General features: G+C 70.4%; 15 protein-coding genes and 1 pseudogene. 8 read left to right on the forward strand and 8 right to left on the reverse strand.

Translation table 11 applies throughout. From position 1 onward, the window contains the following. Positions 1 to 141: 141 nt before the first annotated feature. Positions 142 to 1,296, forward strand: a complete 1,155-nt coding sequence (locus tag V6S85_RS21740) for an aminotransferase (RefSeq protein ID WP_334350264.1) — start codon at positions 142 to 144, stop codon at positions 1,294 to 1,296. Positions 1,297 to 1,389: 93 nt separating this feature from the next. Here the strand turns inward: V6S85_RS21740 and V6S85_RS21745 are convergent, their stop codons facing one another. The 6 genes and pseudogenes from V6S85_RS21745 to V6S85_RS21765 all read right to left on the reverse strand — a co-directional run bounded on the left by V6S85_RS21745 (position 1,390) and on the right by V6S85_RS21765 (position 6,484). Beyond that, positions 1,390 to 2,178: a polysaccharide deacetylase family protein gene (locus V6S85_RS21745; protein ID WP_334350210.1), complete on the reverse strand. Its 789-nt coding sequence runs from the start codon at positions 2,176 to 2,178 to the stop codon at positions 1,390 to 1,392. An 80-nt stretch (positions 2,179 to 2,258) separates the two neighbouring features. Then, positions 2,259 to 2,397: pseudogene (locus V6S85_RS26680) on the reverse strand (hypothetical protein); the annotation flags it as partial. A gap of 15 nt (positions 2,398 to 2,412) precedes the next feature. Next, a complete protein-coding gene (locus V6S85_RS21750; RefSeq protein WP_334350212.1) occupies positions 2,413 to 3,378 on the reverse strand; it encodes a helix-turn-helix domain-containing protein in 966 nt (321 codons plus the stop codon). A gap of 4 nt (positions 3,379 to 3,382) precedes the next feature. Beyond that, entirely contained in the window at positions 3,383 to 4,456 is a 1,074-nt protein-coding gene (locus V6S85_RS21755) for an acetamidase/formamidase family protein (protein WP_334350213.1), read from the reverse strand. 14 nt (positions 4,457 to 4,470) lie between these two features. Next, entirely contained in the window at positions 4,471 to 5,277 is an 807-nt protein-coding gene (ygiD, locus tag V6S85_RS21760) for a 4,5-DOPA dioxygenase extradiol (protein ID WP_334350214.1), read from the reverse strand. A gap of 1 nt (position 5,278) precedes the next feature. Next, entirely contained in the window at positions 5,279 to 6,484 is a 1,206-nt protein-coding gene (locus V6S85_RS21765; protein ID WP_334350215.1) for an aromatic ring-hydroxylating oxygenase subunit alpha, read from the reverse strand. A 274-nt stretch (positions 6,485 to 6,758) separates the two neighbouring features. Here V6S85_RS21765 and V6S85_RS21770 point away from each other — a divergent pair, with 274 nt between their 5' ends. The 5 genes from V6S85_RS21770 to V6S85_RS21790 all read left to right on the forward strand — a co-directional run bounded on the left by V6S85_RS21770 (position 6,759) and on the right by V6S85_RS21790 (position 12,339). Further along, positions 6,759 to 7,619, forward strand: coding sequence for a TauD/TfdA dioxygenase family protein (locus V6S85_RS21770; RefSeq protein ID WP_334350216.1), 861 nt, complete (start codon positions 6,759 to 6,761; stop codon positions 7,617 to 7,619). Positions 7,620 to 7,771: 152 nt separating this feature from the next. Beyond that, positions 7,772 to 8,602, forward strand: coding sequence for an oxidoreductase (locus V6S85_RS21775; RefSeq protein ID WP_334350217.1), 831 nt, complete (start codon positions 7,772 to 7,774; stop codon positions 8,600 to 8,602). Between the two features lie 67 nt (positions 8,603 to 8,669). Next, the gene (locus tag V6S85_RS21780) at positions 8,670 to 9,215 is read left to right on the forward strand and encodes a VOC family protein (RefSeq protein ID WP_334350218.1); all 546 of its coding nucleotides are present in this window, start codon (positions 8,670 to 8,672) and stop codon (positions 9,213 to 9,215) included. A gap of 258 nt (positions 9,216 to 9,473) precedes the next feature. Further along, on the forward strand, positions 9,474 to 11,462 hold the full coding sequence (locus V6S85_RS21785; protein WP_334350219.1) for a protein meaA: 1,989 nt from the start codon (positions 9,474 to 9,476) through the stop codon (positions 11,460 to 11,462). 31 nt (positions 11,463 to 11,493) lie between these two features. Next, on the forward strand, positions 11,494 to 12,339 hold the full coding sequence (locus V6S85_RS21790; RefSeq protein WP_334350220.1) for a hypothetical protein: 846 nt from the start codon (positions 11,494 to 11,496) through the stop codon (positions 12,337 to 12,339). Positions 12,340 to 12,346: 7 nt separating this feature from the next. Here the strand turns inward: V6S85_RS21790 and V6S85_RS21795 are convergent, their stop codons facing one another. After that, the gene (locus V6S85_RS21795) at positions 12,347 to 13,717 is read right to left on the reverse strand and encodes an MFS transporter (RefSeq protein ID WP_334350222.1); all 1,371 of its coding nucleotides are present in this window, start codon (positions 13,715 to 13,717) and stop codon (positions 12,347 to 12,349) included. A 145-nt stretch (positions 13,718 to 13,862) separates the two neighbouring features. Between V6S85_RS21795 and V6S85_RS21800 the strand changes: the two genes are divergently transcribed. Continuing rightward, positions 13,863 to 14,576, forward strand: a complete 714-nt coding sequence (locus V6S85_RS21800; RefSeq protein WP_334350223.1) for an extensin-like domain-containing protein — start codon at positions 13,863 to 13,865, stop codon at positions 14,574 to 14,576. Positions 14,577 to 14,686: 110 nt separating this feature from the next. Beyond that, on the forward strand, positions 14,687 to 15,130 hold the full coding sequence (locus V6S85_RS21805; RefSeq protein WP_334350224.1) for a response regulator transcription factor: 444 nt from the start codon (positions 14,687 to 14,689) through the stop codon (positions 15,128 to 15,130). A 49-nt stretch (positions 15,131 to 15,179) separates the two neighbouring features. Here V6S85_RS21805 and V6S85_RS21810 read toward each other — a convergent pair whose 3' ends face one another. Beyond that, positions 15,180 to 17,756, reverse strand: a complete 2,577-nt coding sequence (locus V6S85_RS21810) for a hybrid sensor histidine kinase/response regulator (protein ID WP_334350225.1) — start codon at positions 17,754 to 17,756, stop codon at positions 15,180 to 15,182. Positions 17,757 to 17,881 lie beyond the last annotated feature (125 nt).

Consider the following 17,881-nt stretch of genomic DNA (forward strand, 5'->3'; position numbering starts at 1 on the left):
GGAAGTCGGCCAGCCCGTTCGGCAGCTGAAAACGTCCCCTCTCCGGCCCTCCGGGCCACCTCCCCCAGAAGGGGAGGATCTAGAGTCTTGGCTCCAACGCCAGCCCGCGCCATGGTCGCCGCCCCGCATCGCGAGCTTCCCATGGTCCACCCCGTCTTCGCCGACCTGCCCGTCACCGTGTTCGAGGAGATGAGCGGCCTCGCCCGCGAGCTGGGGGCGATCAACCTGGGCCAGGGCTTTCCCGACGACCAGGGGCCGCTTGCCCTGCGGCGAAAGGCCGGGGAGGCGCTGATCGAGGGCTCCAACCAGTACCCGCCGATGCGCGGCCTGCCGCAGCTGCGCCAGGCCGTCGCCGCCCATTACGGGGCCGCCCAGGGCCTGGACCTGGACCCCGACCGCGAGATCATCGTCACCTCCGGCGCCACCGAGGCCCTGGCGGCGGCCTTTCTCTCCCTCATCTCGCCCGGCGACGAGGTGGTGCTGTTCCAGCCGCTGTACGACGCCTACCTGCCGATGGTGCGGCGGGCCGGCGGCGTGCCGCGCCTCGTGCGCCTGTCGCCGCCGCACTGGCGGTTCGACCGCGCGATGCTGGACGCGGCGTTCAGCGAGAAGACCAGGCTCGTGGTGCTCAACAGCCCGCTGAATCCGGCCGGCGTGGTGATGGCCGACGAGGACCTGGCCCTGCTCGCCGAGTTCTGCGTCCGCCACCACGCCATTGCGGTGTGCGACGAGGTCTGGGAGGCCGTGGTGTTCGACGGCCGGGTCCACCGACCGCTGATGACCTTCCCCGGCATGCGCGAGCGCACGGTCAAGATCGGCTCGGCCGGCAAACTTTTCGGTATGACAGGGTGGAAGGTCGGCTTCCTGTGCGCCGCCCCGCCGCTCGCCAGGGCCCTGGCCGGCGCGCACCAGTTCCTGACCTTCACCACCCCGCCCAACCTGCAAGCCGCCGTCGCCTTCGGGCTGGAGGAGCCCGGCGACTGGTTCGAGGCCATGCCCGCCGGCCTGCAACGCTCCCGCGACCGGCTGGCGGCAGGGCTGCGGCAAGCGGGCTTCACCGTGCTCGACAGCGCCGGCACCTATTTCCTCAACATCGACCTCGCCGCTTCCGGGATCAGCGAGCCCGACCGCGCCTTCGCCCTGCGGGCGGTGCGCGAGCACGGCGTGGCGGCGATCCCCGTCTCGGCCTTCTACGCGCAGGATCCGGTCACCAGCGTGCTGCGCCTGTGCTTCGCCAAGGGGGATGACGTGCTGGACGCGGCGGTGGAGCGGTTGGCGCGGGCGCGGGGCGGGTAGAGCCCGCCCGGCTTCAATTGGATCGCCTTCCTGGGCCTTGTGCCCAGGGAAGCAAATGAGAGAGGGGCGCCGGAGAGAGAGAGAGACGCTCCGTCACGGATGCGCCGCGGCCCAGTCCATCACCTCCTGCAGCGGCGCGACCCACACCTGGCCCGGATTGGCCTTCAGCCAGGCCAGCAGTTCCTGGTGCGCCGGGTTGGAGACCTGGAGGTAGTCGCCGCTCACGCCGTGGAACAGGAACACCGCCACGCCGCCGCCGGCCGAAGCGCTCTTGGCGAAGTCGATCAGCTGGGCGCCCGTGACGCCTTCGGGAAAGCCGCGCGCGGGCACGTGCATCGGATCGATCCGGCGGCCGGCCAGGTCCTCCGGCGTCGTCACCACGCCGCGCGCATAGGTGGCCAGGCCCGAGGCCCGCAGCGCCTCCAGATAGTCGACCCCGCCGGCCTTGCTGGCCCCGCAGGGCGTGGCGAAGCCGTGGCGGGCCTTGCCGTCGATGGCGGTCAGCAGGACGTTCTGCTGCTCGATCTCCTTGAGCAGGCTGGCGGGCGTGTAGGCCTCGGCCACATAGCGCGGATCGGCCGGAAAATTGGCCGCCGGACAGGCGTGGAAGATCGTGTGGTTGGCCAGTTCGTGGCCCTGCGCGGCGGCGGCCCGCCAGCGCGGAATGTCGGCCGCCTTCACGCCCGACAGGAAGAAGCTGCCCCTCAGGCCCGCCGCGTCGAGCGCCGGGATCGCGTTGTCGAGTTGCGAGACCAGGGCGTCGTCATAGGTCAGGGCCACGGCCGCCTTGGCCCCGTTCGGCCATTGCGTGGCGTTGGCGGCGGTGATCCCGCCAAGGAGACCCATGCCCAGACTCATGACGATCGCCAGCAGCGCCTTCATCGGCCGCCCTCCCCCTTGTTCGTGCGCGGGACGCTAGGGGCGGGCGGCGGCGGTGGCAACGGTCCTACCCTTTTCTCCCGTCATTCCCGCCCTTGTGGCGGGAACCCCTGGTTCAGCTGACGCGTGAGACGCAAGCGGACTGCTTAGCAGTCCGCCCCTCCCGCCCTCGCGGCGGATTGAGGGTTTCCCGCCACAAGGGCGGGAATGACGGGAAGTTGGGTCGGTGTGAAACGCCTAAGCCGCCACCCGCTCATCTTCGCGGACGCTTCGGCGGAAATCCCGAGGCGAGCAGCCATACTGGTCGCGGAAGGCCCGGCTGAAGTGGGCGCTGCCGTTGAAGCCCCAGCGGAAACAGATCTCCGAGATCGACAGCCGCGCGAACTGCGGGCTGGCCAGGTCGTTGCGGCAGCGCTCCAGCCGCCGGGTGCGCAGGTAGTGGCTGAAGGTCTCTTCCACGCCCTCGAACAGCTTCTGCACGTAGCGCGGCGAGACGCCCTCCTCGTCGGCCACCCGGCGGATGGTGAGGTTCGGATCGGGCAGCAGGGTCTCGATGGTCTGGCGCAGACGCTGCAGGTGGGCGCTGCGGGCGTCGGTGGGCCAGGCCGCGCCCCGCTCCTCGCCGGCTTCCAGCAGGCACAGGCCCAGGAACTCGGCCAGGGCCAGCTCGACGGGGCGCAGCTGGTCGACGGTCAGGTCCTCCAGCGAGTCGGCGGTCGAGCGCAGCAGGCCCGACAGGATGTGCTTGACCCCGCCCTCCCCGCGCAGCCGGCCGACCCGCAGGGCGCGCGGCGCCACCAGGCGATGGTTCAGGGCCACGCGCGGCGCCCGGACGAACATCAGCCGGCAGCGGGTGGAAAGGCGCAGGGCCGCCGCCTGGCCGGTGGGGCCAAAGGCGATGTCGCCCACCGTCAGGTCTTCGGCCAGGTCGTCGCTGACCACCGCCGCCTGGCCGTCGAGCAGCACCGCCATCCACACCGCCGCCGGCTGGTTGGTCAGGCGGCCCGAGATGGTCTGGGCCCCGGCGTTGACCAAGGCGAACTCGATGCCCAGGGGGCTGGTCAGGCAGACCACCGACGTCGAGGCCGGCTCCAGCTCCGACAGCCCCTCGACCGGCAGGCCCAGGCGCGACATCGCCTCGCGCCAGGCGTCCGAGCGCTCGGCGCGGGGATAGCTGTCGGTGCTGAACGACCAGGCGCGCAAGACCTCAGGTTCTCTTCGGGAAGATGTCGCGCGGCACGCGCACGTGGCAGCCCTGCTTGCCGTCGACCACCTGGGTGACGCCGAAGTCGGAGGCCACGCTCATCAGCGAATAGGCGTCGTTCTTCGAAAGCCCCACGTGATCGGACAGCAGGCTCAGCATGTTGAGGGAGGCTTGCTTCATGGCCACGTTCAGATCCTCGTCGAACCCGTGGACGATCCACCACTTGGGGGTCTCCAGCAAAGGCCCGGGGGTCTCGAAATCCTTGCGAAGGACGATCTGCATCAGGACGTTGAGCGAACTTTCGATCGCGGTGCCTGAAAGTTCGCCATCGCCCTGGCTGACGTGGGGATCTCCGATGGAGAACAGGCCGCCCTCCACCTGCACGGGATAGTACATCGTCGCCCCGGCCCCGATGCGCCAGTTGTCGATGTTGCCGCCGTGCAGGCCGGGCGGGATGGTGCTGACGCGGCCGTCCACGGCCGGCGCGACGCCGGCGGTGCCCAGGTGCGGCCGGGCCGGGATGCGCACGCCGGGCAGCGCGCTCTGGCGGTCGCATTCGGGACAGTTGGTGATCGTGCCGGGCGTCAGGTACTTGCCCGGGAAGTCGTAGGCATAGAGGGCGCTGGCGGTGTTGAAGTCGGCGTCCAGCTCGTAGATCGTCACCCGCTCCTTCTCGCCGAACTCCTTGTAGAGATAGCCCCAGTTGGCCGCGAGATTGGAGCCGTAGCGGTTGCGCGGGACCATGCGCAGGTAGCGCACCTCGAGCACGTCGCCGGGCTTGGCGTCTTCGACGTAGATCGGGCCGGTCATGATGTGGACGCCGGGATTGCGGTCGTCCTCGGGGACCTGCGTGAAGATCCGCGTGACCGCCTCGTCCATCATCAACTCGGGGGCGTCGCCGGCGTGGTGGGTGATGGCTTCCGCCTGGATCAGGTCGCCGCTCTTGATGCGCAGGGCCGGCTTGATCGACGGATCGAAATAGCCCCAGTGGATGGTCTCGGGCGTGGCCTTGAGATGGTGCAGGGCGCCGGGCGCGACGTCGGGGCGGACCTGGCGGGGTTCGCAGATGAAGGGCATCGGGAAGTGTCCTCTCAAGCGGCAGCCAGCGTCACGCTGGTCATGCTCAGCGAGCCGTGCTCGATGTGGTCGGGGGAAAAGCAGGCGGCGTCGCCAGGCAGGCGCGCGCCCAGCACGTAAAGCAGCGGCCAGTAGTGGTCGGGCGTCGGCACGGCGAGGCGGGCGTCCTCGCCCAGTTTCTCGAACTCGACGGCGGCCAGCGGCTGGTCAGCGGCGATGGCCGTCTTGATCGCCTCGTTGAAGCGCTGCGACCAGTCATAGGGGGCGCAATGCCGGTCGCCCCAGTCCATGGCCGGCAGGTTGTGGACGATATTGCCGGTGCCGATGATCAGCACGCCCTCGTCGCGCAAGGTCGCCAGCCGCTTGCCCATCTCGTAGTGCCAGGCCGGCGGCTTCGTGCCGTCCATCGACAGCTGGATCACCGGGACGTCGGCGTCCGGGTACGCCTTGCACAGCACCGACCAGGTTCCGTGGTCCAGGCCCCACTGGCGCTCGTCCAGCACCACCGGGATCTCGGGCGAGAGCAGGTCGCGCACCCGCGCCGCCAGCTCCGGCGAGCCCGGCGCGGGGTACTGCACCTCGAACAGGGCGCGCGGGAACGAGGCGCCGAAATCGTGGATGGTGCGCGGGCTGGTCATGGCCGTCACCCCGACGCCCTTGGTGATCCAGTGGGCCGAGACGCAGAGGATGGCCTTGGGCTTGCCGTGCCTGGCCTCGATATCGGCCGCCATGGCCCGCCAGGTCCTGGTGGTGTCGTTGGTCTCCAGAGCGATCATCGGGCTGCCGTGACCGAAGAAGACGACGGGAAGGCGCGAGGTCATCTCAGGCGGCCTCCACCGGGGTCGAGGACGCGGCTTCGGGCCCCTTCATCCGGCCCCACTGGGCCTGGTAGCGGGGGGCGAGCCAGCGGTTGAACTGCACCTGCGCGCCCTCCTGCCAGGAGTAGCGGCCGCGGATGGCGAAGCGCGAGCGCAGGCCCTTCTGGACCAGTTCGTCGACATGCATGTCCTGGGCGATGATCTGGCCCGCCGAGGTCATGATCATCTCCAGCCGCTCCTTGAAGCCGTAGCTTTCACGCGCGCCGGGAGCGACCAGGATGCCGGTGTCCTGGGCCATGGTCTCCGGGCCCGTCGGCCGCAGGATCAGGTAGATGACCATGTCGCTGGTCATCACCAGCGAGAGAGTCGGCGGGATGTTGGCGAAGGTCGCCCGGCTCCGGTCCTCGTCCGACAGCCTGGGGAAGATCGGCAGCACCGCCTTCTGGGTCGGGTTGAAGCTGGCGTCCGGGTGCAGGGCGCCGTTGTAGCGCAGGAAGCCCGCGTCGCCCGGCGCGGCCTCGGGGAAGCTGGCCAGCTCGCTGGGAATGAAGTCGTGCAGCACGCCGCGATGCAGCTTGCTGGCGTGGTAGCCGTCGTTGTTGTTCTCGAACATCACCTTCCAGTTCCAGGCGAACTGGCCGGTCATCGGCTCCAGGTCCTCGGCGGTCTCCAGGTCGAAGTTGGCGATGGCGCTCTCGACGGCCGTCAGGCGCGGGGCCAAGGGTTCTGCGTCAGCATCGAAGTTGACGAAGATGAAGCCCAGCCAGATCTCGACCTTGAAGGCGGGCAGCCGCACCTGCTTCTTGTCGAAGCCGCAGGTGCGGTCCATGGCCGGGGCGTTCACCAGGTCGCCGTTCAGCGAATAGACCCAGTGGTGATAGGGGCAAACGAAGCCGCGGGCGTTGCCCTTGCCCTCGGCCACCAGCATGGCGCGGTGCTGGCACACCGACGACATGGCCTTGATCTCGCCGGCCCGGTTGCGGGTGACCAGGATCGGCTCGCCGACGATCTCGGTGGTGAAGAAGTCGCCGGGCTCCTTCACCCAATCCACCCGGCCCACGCACAGCCATTCGCGGTCGAACAGCGCGGCCTTCTCGAAATCGTAGAACGCCGCATCGGTATAGCAGGCCGGCGGCAGGGTCTCGGCTGCCCCCACCTCGTGGGTGGAGCTGGACAGCCCGTCGAAGAAGGCGTCGCTGAACAGGGTCACGGCCGGGCGCTCGCTTTTGGGGAGGAAGACCCCTCAAGGCTGGCGCCGCCTCCCGCCCCGGTCTTGCTCCAGCGCGCACGAAAACTTGGTCAGCGGCAGGGCTCGGCCACACGGTCGCCCGCCGAACGGGCGCTGCTGTCGACGCGCTGCGCAAGGGCGACGCTTTTGACCGTACGCGCACGAGACACGGGCAAGAGAGGGTGCGCGCTGAGGCAAGACCGTGGTTTTTCAGCCGCCTAGGCTCGACGCCAGACAGTCACCAAAGGTCGCCGACATGCTCGCGCAAGCCCTGCCCGCCCTGGCCAAGAGACCCCTGAAGGACGACTTCGGCGCCGAGATCCTCGATATCGACCTGCCGACCGCGTCGGACGCGGAGCTCGACGGCGTGGTGACCGCCTTCCATGCCCACGGCGCGGTGCTGGTGCGCGACCAGGCCATGACCCCCGACGACCTGATGGCCTTCATCGGCCGGTTCGGCGATCCGGAGGACCACACCCAGACGCGCTTTACCCTGCCCGGCTATCCGAAGATCTTCATCCTCTCCAACCGCGTGGTCGACGGAAAGCCGATCGGGGCTCACAACGACGGCGTCGGCTGGCACACCGACTACAGCTACAAGCCAGAGCCCGTGATGCTGACCATGCTCTACTGCGTGGAGGCTCCGGAGGAGGGCAGCGACACCCTGCTGGCCGACGGCTGCGCGGCCTGGGAGGCCCTGGGCGCCGACAGGCAGGCCGAGCTCCTGCCGCTGCGGCTGCACCACAGCTACAAGCACTTCATGGCCACCCGCGAGTTCGGGGCCCAGATCCTGTCGCCGGAGATGGCGGCGGCCAATCCCGACGTCGAGCACCCGCTGATCCGCACCCACCCGGCCGACGGCCGCAAGGCGCTGTGGCCCTCGACGGGCACGGTGACCGAGGTGATCGGCAAGCCCGGTCCCGAAGGCCTGGCTTTGCTCGACGAGCTGGTGGACTTCATGACCCAGGAGCGCTTCGTCCATCGCCACAAGTGGCAGGTCGGCGACCTCCTGATGTGGGACAACCGCTGCACCCTGCACACCGGCACCCTGTACGACGACAAGAAATACTTCCGGACCATGCACCGCCTGTGGGTGAAGGGCGACGCGCCGTTTTAGATGCTCCCCCTGAAGGGGGAGCTGTCGCGGAGCGACTGAGGGGGAAGTGTCTGCTGAAAGCGGCCAACACCTAGTCAGCTGATAACGTCCCCCCTCCGGCCCTTCGGGCCACCTCCCCCACAGGGGGAGGATCCTCTTGATCGGACCTCCTCATGACCCAGACCTGGCTGATCACCGGCGTGTCCGGCGGGCTCGGACGCGAGATCGCGGCGGTCGCCTTGGCGCGGGGCGATGTCGTCGCCGGCACGGTGCGAAAGCTTGCCGACGTCGCCGCCTTCGAGGCCCTGGCGCCCGGCCGCGCCCACGGCCTGGTGATGGACGTCACCGACCCGGTCGCCGTCGAGAACGCCGCAAAGACGGCGCAAGCCCTGACCGGCCAGATCGACGTGCTGGTCAACAACGCCGGCTACGGCCTGGTGGGCGCGGTGGAAGAGGCCTCGCTCGACGAGGTCCGCGCCCAGTTCGAGACCAACGTCTTTGGACCGCTGACCGTGCTCAAGGCCGTGCTGCCGGCCATGCGGGCGCGGCGCTCGGGTCGGATCGTCAACATCACCTCGGTGTCGGGCCTGGCCGTCTGGGCCGGCACCGGCGTCTACTGCGCCAGCAAGTGGGCGCTGGAGGCCCTGACCCAGTCCCTCGCCGCCGAGGTCGCCGAGCTGGGGATCAAGGTCGTCAACGTCGCCCCCGGCGGCCTGCGCACCAGCTTCGCCAAGGGCTCCAAGACCATCGTGGCGGAAAAGATCGCCGACTACGACGGCCTCGCCCGCGACGCCGAGCGGATCATGGCCGACCACGCCGGGTCCGAGCCCGGCGATCCGAAGAAGGCCGCTCTCGCGGTGCTGGCGGTCGTGGATGCGGAAAACCCGCCCCTGCACCTGCTGCTGGGCGAAGACGCCCTGAAATACGCCGGCTACGCCATCGACGGCCTGAAGGCCGACATCGAGGCCTGGCGGGAGACCTCGCTGTCGATCGGCTTCGACTGAGAAACCGGACCCCGCCCTTCGACGAGCTCAGGGTGAGGTCCGGAATGCTGCTTCAACAGCAGCCCTCATGCTGAGCCTGTCGAAGCACGAGGGCGGCCATCACCACCGCAACCAAGGACGCCCGCCCGTGACCAACACCCTGATCTTCGTCGACCTGGCCAGCGACGACCCCGCCAAGGCCGGCGAGTTCTATGCGCAGGTGTTCGGCTGGCAGAACGACGCCCGGCCGCAGGGGATCTATCACCGCATGGTGCCGGGCGGTCAGTTCAAGAACCCCGACGGCTCCGACAGCCAGATCGGCAACCTGCACCTGGGCATCTTCGACGCCGCCAACGCCCGCCCGCATCCGGAGCCGGCCGGCGTCGAGCCGCGCACGCTCTCCCACGACGGCCGCAAGCCGCGCATCTGGATCCTGATCGGCGACGACGACAGCGCCGACCGCATCCTGGGAACCGCCGAGACCCTGGGCGCGACCCTGCTCTGGCGCGACCACTACTGGGCCGAGTTCAACGGCTACAACCACGCCTTCCGCGATCCGTGGGGGAACGAGATCGTACTGTGGGGCAAGGCGGGGGCGAATCCGCAGGCGCCCGAGAGCTTTACCAAGGAATAATCCCTCTCCCCTTGCGGGAGAGGGTGGCCCGCGAAGCGGGTCGGGTGAGGGGTCGAAAATCCTGTCCGCTATGGCGGCGGACAGGCTGGGCTCCGCGTCAAAAGTCTGAGAGACCCCTCATCCGTCATCCTTCGGATGACACCTTCTCCCGCAAGGGGAGAAGGACGCGTTGCGCACCTGCGAAGCCTCATATTGCACCGCACCCAACACGGGCGCATCATTCGGCGATAATCATAAAAGACCGCCGGGAGCGCGAGGATGTCGGACAAGGCCTATCAGCATGCGCCCGATCCGCCGTGGATCTTCCGCACCTATGCCGGCCACTCGACTGCCGAAAAGTCCAACGCGCTCTATAGGTCGAACCTGGCGCGCGGCCAGACGGGCCTTTCCGTCGCCTTCGACCTGCCCACCCAGACCGGCTACGACCCCGACCACATCCTGTCCCGCGGCGAAGTCGGCAAGGTGGGCGTGCCGATCAGCCATCTGGGCGACATGCGCGCCCTCTTCAGCGAGATCCCGCTGGAGAAGATGAACACCTCCATGACCATCAACGCCCCGGCCGCCTGGCTGCTGGCGATGTACGTGGCGCTGGCCGACGAGCAGGGAGCCGACCGCAAGCTCCTGCAGGGCACCACCCAGAACGACCTGATCAAGGAGTACCTGTCCCGCGGCACCTACATCTTCCCGCCCGGCCCGAGCCTGCGGCTGATCGGCGACATGATCGCCTGGTGCTATCGCGAGGTTCCGAAATGGAACCCCATGAACGTCTGCAGCTACCACCTGCAGGAGGCCGGGGCGACGCCGGAGCAGGAACTGGCCTTCGCCCTGGCCACGGCGATCAGCGTGCTCGACACCGTTCGCGCCGGCGGCCAGGTTCCGGAGGAAGACTTCGAGATCGTCGCCTCGCGGATCAGCTTCTTCGTCAACGCCGGGGTGCGGTTCGTCACCGAGCTCTGCAAGATGCGCAGCTTCACCAAGCTGTGGGACGAGATCCTGCTCGAGCGCTACGGCGTGCAGGACAGGAAGGCCCGCCGCTTCCGCTATGGGGTGCAGGTCAACTCGCTGGGCCTGACCGAGCCGCAGCCCGAGAACAACGTCTACCGGATCCTGATCGAGGCCCTGGCCGTCACCCTCAGCAAGGACGCCCGCTGCCGGGCCCTGCAACTGCCGGCCTGGAACGAGGCCCTGGGCCTGCCGCGCCCGTGGGACCAGCAGTGGTCGCTGCGCCTGCAACAGGTCCTGGCCTACGAGACCGACCTCTTGGAGTACGAAGACCTGTTCGCCGGCTCCCACGTGGTCGAGGCCAAGGTCGCCGAGCTGTCGAAGGGCGCGCTGGAGCAGCTGGCCCTGATCGACGAGATGGGCGGCGCCCAGAACGCCATCGACTACATGAAGGCCGAACTGGTCGGGTCGAACGCCAGGCGCGTGCGGGCGGTCGAGACCGGCGAGCTGACCGTGGTCGGCGTCAACCGCTGGACCGACAGCGAGCCCTCGCCGCTGTCGGCCGGCGAGGGCAATATCGAGACGGTGGATCCGAAGCTCGAAGCCGAGGTCGTCGCCCGCATCCAGGCCTGGCGCGCGGCCCGCGACCCCGCCGCCGTCGAAGCCGCCCTGGCCGACCTGAAGGCCGCCGCGATCGGCGGCAGGAACATCATGGAGCCCTCGATCACCGCCGCCAGGGCCGGGGTCACCACCGGCGAATGGGCCGGCGCCCTGCGCGAGGTGTTCGGCGAGTATCGCGGCCCGACCGGCGTGGCGATCGTCGTCTCGACCGGCGAGGCCGAGGACGTCGAGGCGGTGAAGGCCGAGGTCGAACGGGTCTCGCAGGTGCTGGGCCGCACCCTGACCTACCTCGTCGGCAAGCCGGGCCTGGACGGCCACTCCAACGGCGCCGAGCAGATCGCCACCCGCGCCCGGGCCTGCGGCATGGAGGTCGTCTACGACGGCATCCGCTCGACGCCGGAAGAGATCGTCCGCCGCGCCAAGGAGAGCCGCGCCCACGTGGTGGGCCTGTCGATCCTGTCGGGCTCGCACCTCGACCTGGTGCAGGAGGTCGTGCGGCTGATGCGCGCCGAGGGGCTGGACCACGTGCCCGTGGTGGCCGGCGGCATCATCCCCGAGGCCGACGCCCTGATCCTGAAACAGATGGGCGTGGCGCGGATCTACACCCCCAAGGATTTCAGGATCACGCAGATCATGGGCGACGTGGTGCGGCTGGTCGAAGCGACCGCGCTGGAGCAGGCTTGAGTCCGCCCAGGCAAGCGCTACCTTTCCGCGCATGAACCCGCTTCGCAAGGTTTCGGACGGCATCCGCGTCCACATGTCCGCCGCCCAGCTTGGCCAGGAGATCGCGCCGACGGCGATCTGGAGCGGCCTGGCGCTGGGCGTCTGGGGCGGCTCGCCGGAGGTGCAGCCGCCGCTGTGGATCGCGGGCTTCGCTTTGGCCCTGGCCTTCTGGATCACGGGTCGGCGCGAGGATGCGCCCGACCAGCCCGCGCCCGGCGTCTGGCGGACCAGCCGCAAGGCCCGGTTCGAGGCGCGCTGGAAGCGTCGCATCCCCTTCGCGGGCCTGGCGATCGCGCTGCTGTTGACCGGCCAGTCGTGGTGGTACGGCGACCTCTGGGGCGTGATCTACGCCATGGCCCTGAATGTGGGCTTCGGCTGGCTGATCTGGCGACGGCCGCCGCTGGAGCCCGCCGCCGTGGAACTGCGGATCGACGAGGCCGGCGTCTATGATCGCGGCCTGGGCTGGACCATTCCGTGGGCGGCCATCCAGGCGGTGCGCCCGCGCAGCCGCGACCGGCGCGGCAAGCTTGGCCTGCGGCTGGGTCCCAGCGACCTGCCGAACCTCAACCTGGCCGACCGCACGGTGGGGACCGACATCGAGCTCGACCTGGCGCCGATGGCCGTGGGCGTCGACACGGTCCGCGCCGAGATCTTCAAGCACCGCCCCGACCTGGAGGCCGCGCCGCCGGCCGACCTGCCCGGCGGCCTGATCGTCGCCCCCATCGTCGGCGCGGCCACCGAGTCCGACGAGCGCGACGAGACGGCGCTGGGCGCGGTGGGGGTCATCCTGATCGCCCAGAACCCGGCCATCCTGCTGACTCTGGGCGGCAGCGAATAGAGCGGCTCTAGGCCCTCGCCAGCCGCCAGGCCGCGAGGCAGCCCACCAGGGCCAGCGGCGCGAAGGCGGCGAACAGCCAGGGGCCGTGGACGAAGGCGGCGGCCGGATCGATGCCGTGGCCAAAGCCCAGCAGGTTGGCCATGGCCCCGGCGGCGGCCGAGCCGGCCGCCCCGCCGATCAGCTGCACCGTCGGCACCGCTGACGAGGCCAGGGCCTGCTCCTCGACCGGCGCGCCGGCGATGGTGCGGCGGGCCAGGAACGCCCAGCACAGGCCGAAACCGCAGCCGACCGCCAGCAGCGACAGGCCCGTGCTCCACAGGCCGCCGCGCGTCACCGCCACGGCGGCCAGCGCCACCCCGAGCAGGATCACCAGGGCGCCGGCGCGAATGGCCAGGGGCTCTTGCTCAGCCTTCAGCCGGGCCACCAGCATGGCGCAGACGGTCCAGCCGGCGGCGATGCCGCCGGTGACATAGCCGGCCACCAGCGGCGAGGCGCCGTGGCGGGCCTGGATGAAGGCGGGGCCATAGACGGTGAAGCCGATCGCTGCGGCCTCGCAGGCGAACATGGTCAGAAGGCCAAGGCCGGTGGCGGTCGACAGGTCGGCGGCCGAGCGCGGCAGCAGGCGGTCGGGCGAGGCCTGGTTGACGGCCAGCATCGCGGCCATGGCCAAGACGCCAGCGGCGGCGCAGGCGCCCGCCACAGCTGGCGAGGCCACCACCCCGGCCGCGCCGATCAGGCCGACGCCGATGACGAGCAGCAGAAGCTGGCGGCTGGGAATGCGGGTGCGGCCCGCCTCGCGCTTCTCGCCCGGCAGCATGGCGAGCACGGCGACGACGAAGACGACGCCCTGGATCACGAAGGCCCAGAACGCCCCGCGCCAGAAGCCGGCGGCGGCGAACAGCCCGCCCAGCATCGGCCCCAGCAGAGTCGCCCCGCCCCACACCCCGGCCACCGCGCCGTAGACGCGCGGCCACAGGCTTTCGGGAAAGAGGGCCGTGATCGCCACGTAGCACAGCGCCACCACCGCCCCCGCGCCCAGGCCCTGCACCAGGCGTCCGGCGATGAAGGTGACGAAGTCGGGGGCGAGGGCGCTCATGGCGCAGCCGATCGCGTAGACCACGCCCGCGAAGGCGGTGGCGCGCCGAAGGCCCAGGCCTTGCGAGAACTTGCCGCTGCACGCCCCGGCGACGATCGAGCCGATCAGGTAGGCCGCCACCGACCAGCCGAAATACTGGTGGCCGCCGATCTCGCGGGCGACGCTGGGCATGATGGTGGCGGTGACCAGGGTGTCGGCGGCGTTCAGCCAGATGCCCAGGCACAGCAGGCCAAAGCGCGGCAGCAGGGCGCGGTCGAGCAGGACGGTGCGGTCGGCGGACATCCAAGGTCTCTGGTGCGATCCCTTCGGACCGGGCAGGCGGTCATGCCCTGTTCGGCGCCGACCGCCAAGGCCGTGCGCGCCGTCCTCGCCCTTCGACAAGCGCCGCATGGCGAAACCTCCGCTCCGGAGGATCGTTGCAGCCTGCGTGAAACCCGCTTCCCCCCAGGCCCTGGCGCTGGCCGAGATCGGCGGCCTGCTGCTCGACGCCGCCCTCGTCGGCCTGCTGCTGCTTGCGCTGGTCGACCGCATCGCGCCGCCGCAGGACCTGGCCTGGAAACCGTTCTCCATCGACCAGCCGCTGGGGCTGGCCACGGAGGCCAAGCTGGCGCGGATCGGCGCCGACCCGGCCGCCTGCCGCGCCGCCCTGCGCGCCGGCGGTATCGCGCCCGTCGACCAGCCCGCTCGCGAGGAGGGCTTCTGCTCGACGCGCGACACGGTGCGGGCCCCGAGCTTGCTGGCGCCGGCCGCGCCGGTGATGACCTGCCCCCTGGCCCTGCGCTACGCGGTCTGGGAACGACAGGTGCTGGCCCCCGCCGCCGAGCACCTGCTGGACAGCAAGCTCGCGCGGGTCGAGCACCTGGGGACCTATGCCTGCCGAACGATCTACGGCCGCCCCGGCGAGCGACCCAGCCAGCATGCCAGGGCCTCGGCCCTCGACGTCTCCGGCGTGCGGCTGGCCGATGGACGCCGGCTGACCATCGCAAGCGACTTCCAAAGCGCCACGTCCGAGGGCCGCTTCCTGCGCGTCGCCCGGGTCGGCGCCTGCGAGCTGTTCGGCGCGGTGCTGGGTCCCGACTACAACGCCGCCCACGCCGACCACCTGCACCTCGATCTCAGTCCCTACCGCCTGTGCCGCTGATCCCGCGACAATAAGCGCGGCCCTGGCGCGCACGCGGGGGTGCGACACGTCCACGACGCGCGCTATAGTTGGTCGGCTACCCGACGCGCAGACTCTGGATGTCCCCGCCGATGCCGCATTCCGTCCTGGTGATCGACGACGATCCCCTGATCCGCGACTTCGTCGACCTGGTGCTCAGCCAGTCGGGCCACCGCGTCTCGGCCGCGCCGAACGGAACCATCGGCCTGGAAACTCTCAGCCACGTTCGGGCCGACCTCGTCCTGCTCGACATCCAGATGCCCGGCATGAGCGGGCTGGAGGTGCTGAGGCTGATGCGCAAGCACCGCAGGCTGCGCACCCCGGTGATGATGATCACCGCCCGCGGCGACATCGACACCGTCAAGCTGGCCCTGAACGAAGGCGCCAACGGCTACATCGTCAAGCCGTTCACCGCCGCCGACCTGTCCAAGCGGGTCAACGCCCTGCTGAGCCACGAGCCCAAGGTCGCGCCGCCGCCCGCCCTGGTCCCGGCGCCCGCCGCCCCGCGCCAGCCCGACACCTTCGAGATCGACTAGGACGCGAGGGCGGGGCCCGCATAGCGGATCGTCATCCCGGCCGAAAACCTCAGCCCGCCGCGACCTTCCGCGCGCGCGCGGCCGTGCGCGCCTGGGCGGCGACCACCACCTGGGCCAGGATGGTCAAGAGATTGCGCATGTCGATCGGCTTGGCGACGTGGGCGTCCATCCCCGCCTCCAGGCAGGTGCGGATCTGGGTGCTCATGACGTCGGCGGTCAGGGCGACGATCGGCAGGTTGCGCCAACGCGGATCGGCGCGCAGACGGCGCGTGGCCTCCAGGCCGTCCATCACCGGCATGTTGACGTCCATCAGCACGATGTCGAAGGCCTCGGCCTCGACGGCGGCCAGCGCCTCCTGGCCGTTCTCGACCTCGACCAGCTCGCAGCCGAACGGCTCGAGGAACAGGCGGATGACCCGGCGGTTGACCGGATGGTCGTCGACCACCAGCACCCGCCGCCCGCCCAGCGAGGTCAGGGCGTCCAGCTCGAACACCGCCGTCGGCGCCTCGGCCGGAACCGCCATGGCCGGGGCCTCGGCCACGTCGGCCATGAACCTCAGCGTGAACAGCGAGCCCTCGCCCTCGCGGCTGCGCACATTGACCGAACCGCCCATCAGCTCGGCCAGCCGCCGGGTGATGTTAAGCCCCAGGCCCGACCCGCCGTAGTTGCGGGTGGTGGAGGCGTCGGCCTGGGTGAATGCGCCGAACAGCTTGTCCAGCGTGGCCGAACTCATGCCGATGCCGGTGTCGCTGACCGTCAGCCGTACCGATTGGCGGCCGCTGTTCGGCTCGAGAGCGCAGGCCAGGGTCACCTCGGCGCGGCCCTCGCTGGTGAACTTCAGGGCGTTGGACACCAGGTTGGCGACGCACTGGCGCACCCGCACCACGTCGAACATCAGGCACGGCGGCGGATCGCCGTCGATGTTGAACGACAGGACGATGCCCTTCTCGCGCGCGGTCGGCTGGAAGCCGTTGACGAGGCGGCTTACCGTCTGGACCAGGTCGCCGGCGGTCGGGGCGATCTCGAGCTTGCCGGCCTCGATCTTGGATAGGTCGAGGATGTCGTTCAGCAGCACCAGCAGGGTCTCGCCGGAATCGATCAGCAGGTCGACCTGCTCGCGCTGGCCGGACCCCAGGTCGTCGGCGCGCAGGGCCTGGGCCATGCCCAGCATGCCGTTCAGCGGCGTGCGCAGCTCGTGGCTCATCACCGCCAGGAACGAGGACTTGGCGTCGCTGGCGGCCTCGGCCCGGCCGCGGGCGTCCTTCAGGTTGGCCTGGGCCCGGCGCATGTAGAGCGCCCAGGCGATCCCGCCGACCACCAGCAGGGCCATCAGGGCGGCGATGACGCCGGTGGCCTGGGCGAGGCGCCGGGTCAGCTCGACCTCGGCGGTCAGGCGGCGGCTTTCGCTGCGCTTGGCGCGCAGCTCGGCCTCGAGAGCCGACGAGATCTGGGCGGCGGTGGCCGCCTGGGTGGCGCTGGCCTCGCGGGCGTGGGTGGCGCGCCAGCGGTCGAACAGGGCGAAGGCGTCCTTGCCGCGCCCCTCGGCGTTGGCGATGTAGGCCTCGACCAGCAGGCGGCCGATGGGATCGGGACGCGCGGCGCGCGGCGGCGCCTGGTCGAGCACGGCCAGATCCGCGCGCGCCCGGGCCGCATAGCCGGTCCTGGCCAGGGCCTTGGCCCGCAGGCGCAGCATCGACACCGACACCCGGTCGCGTGGCGCGGCCAGGGCCGGTCCCGCGTCGACCAGGCAGCGCAGCACCGCGCGCGGATCGTCGCGGGCGTCGGCGATCACCGCGCACAGGTTCTGGTCCCAGGTCAGCAGATCCTGGTCGCCGGTGGCCGCGCTCATGCGGTGGTGCATGTCGGCGAACCGCTCGGCGGCCTGGATCTCGCCCAGCTCGGCGGCGGTGTAGGCGATGTCGTACAGCCGCTCGATCTTGCGCATGTAGAAGGCGTCGCGCTCGTCCAGCCGCGCGGCCTCGGCCATGTGGTCCAGGGCGCCGTCCTTGTCGCCGATTTCCGACAGCGTGTAGGAATGCACCTGGTGGGCCTCGGCCAGCAGCGGCCGGGCGATGGAGCCGCGCTCCTCCAGGTCCTCGAACAGCTCGCCGGCGAACTGGCTGGCCTGGGTCCAGCGGCCGCTGCGGGCCAGCAGGCGGATGCGCTCGACGCCGGCCATCAGACCGATCTCGCGCCCCGAGCCCTCGAGGAACCGGGCCCAGCGGGCGTCGTCGACACCGCTCGGGCCGCGGGTCTCCAGTTCGTAGGCGGCCTCCATCATCTCGGCCAGGGTGGTCAGTTCGGCGTCGTCGTCGGCGCGGGCCGTGGCGCGCACCGTGGCGATCCAGTCCTTGAAGGCCTGGTCGACGTGGTTGCTCTTGTAGGCGTACAGCACCCGCCACAGGGCGTAGAGGCGCGTGTCGCCGCGCTGGCGCAGGGCCCGGCGGCCCGCCCGTTCGACGTCCTCGTTGGCGCGCGGCGCGGGTCCGGCCCGCTGGACGCCGATCTCGCGATAGAGCGTCTGCAGCTTGCTGGCCTGGCCGCCGACGTCCGGCGACGCGGCGCGGGCCGGCGACGCGCCGGCCAGGGCGACGAGCGCGAGCAGCAGGGGCAGGAAGCGCTTCAAGCGGCGGGTCCTCGATTGACCCGTATCTCCTAGCGGCAACCTCTTATGCTGACGGTTAATTTCCGACGGGGCGCGTCCCTAGGCCGCACCAAAAACCGCCGTTATCGCGCCCTGGTGGAGCCCGC

The organism is Caulobacter sp. CCNWLW153 (assembly GCF_036889365.1).
Lineage (GTDB): Bacteria > Pseudomonadota > Alphaproteobacteria > Caulobacterales > Caulobacteraceae > Caulobacter > Caulobacter radicis.

Coding starts and splice junctions, on each gene's coding strand:
- V6S85_RS21745 (WP_334350210.1), bottom strand. CDS start 2,178: ATGAAGGCGCTGCTGGCGATCGTCATGAGTCTGGGCATGGGTCTCCTT.
- V6S85_RS21790 (WP_334350220.1), top strand. CDS start 11,494: ATGAACCCGCTTCGCAAGGTTTCGGACGGCATCCGCGTCCACATGTCC.
- V6S85_RS21795 (WP_334350222.1), bottom strand. CDS start 13,717: ATGTCCGCCGACCGCACCGTCCTGCTCGACCGCGCCCTGCTGCCGCGC.
- V6S85_RS21785 (WP_334350219.1), top strand. CDS start 9,474: ATGTCGGACAAGGCCTATCAGCATGCGCCCGATCCGCCGTGGATCTTC.
- V6S85_RS21805 (WP_334350224.1), top strand. CDS start 14,687: ATGCCGCATTCCGTCCTGGTGATCGACGACGATCCCCTGATCCGCGAC.
- V6S85_RS21770 (WP_334350216.1), top strand. CDS start 6,759: ATGCTCGCGCAAGCCCTGCCCGCCCTGGCCAAGAGACCCCTGAAGGAC.
- ygiD (WP_334350214.1), bottom strand. CDS start 5,277: ATGACCTCGCGCCTTCCCGTCGTCTTCTTCGGTCACGGCAGCCCGATG.
- V6S85_RS21780 (WP_334350218.1), top strand. CDS start 8,670: ATGCTGAGCCTGTCGAAGCACGAGGGCGGCCATCACCACCGCAACCAA.
- V6S85_RS21775 (WP_334350217.1), top strand. CDS start 7,772: ATGACCCAGACCTGGCTGATCACCGGCGTGTCCGGCGGGCTCGGACGC.
- V6S85_RS21740 (WP_334350264.1), top strand. CDS start 142: ATGGTCCACCCCGTCTTCGCCGACCTGCCCGTCACCGTGTTCGAGGAG.
- V6S85_RS21755 (WP_334350213.1), bottom strand. CDS start 4,456: ATGCCCTTCATCTGCGAACCCCGCCAGGTCCGCCCCGACGTCGCGCCC.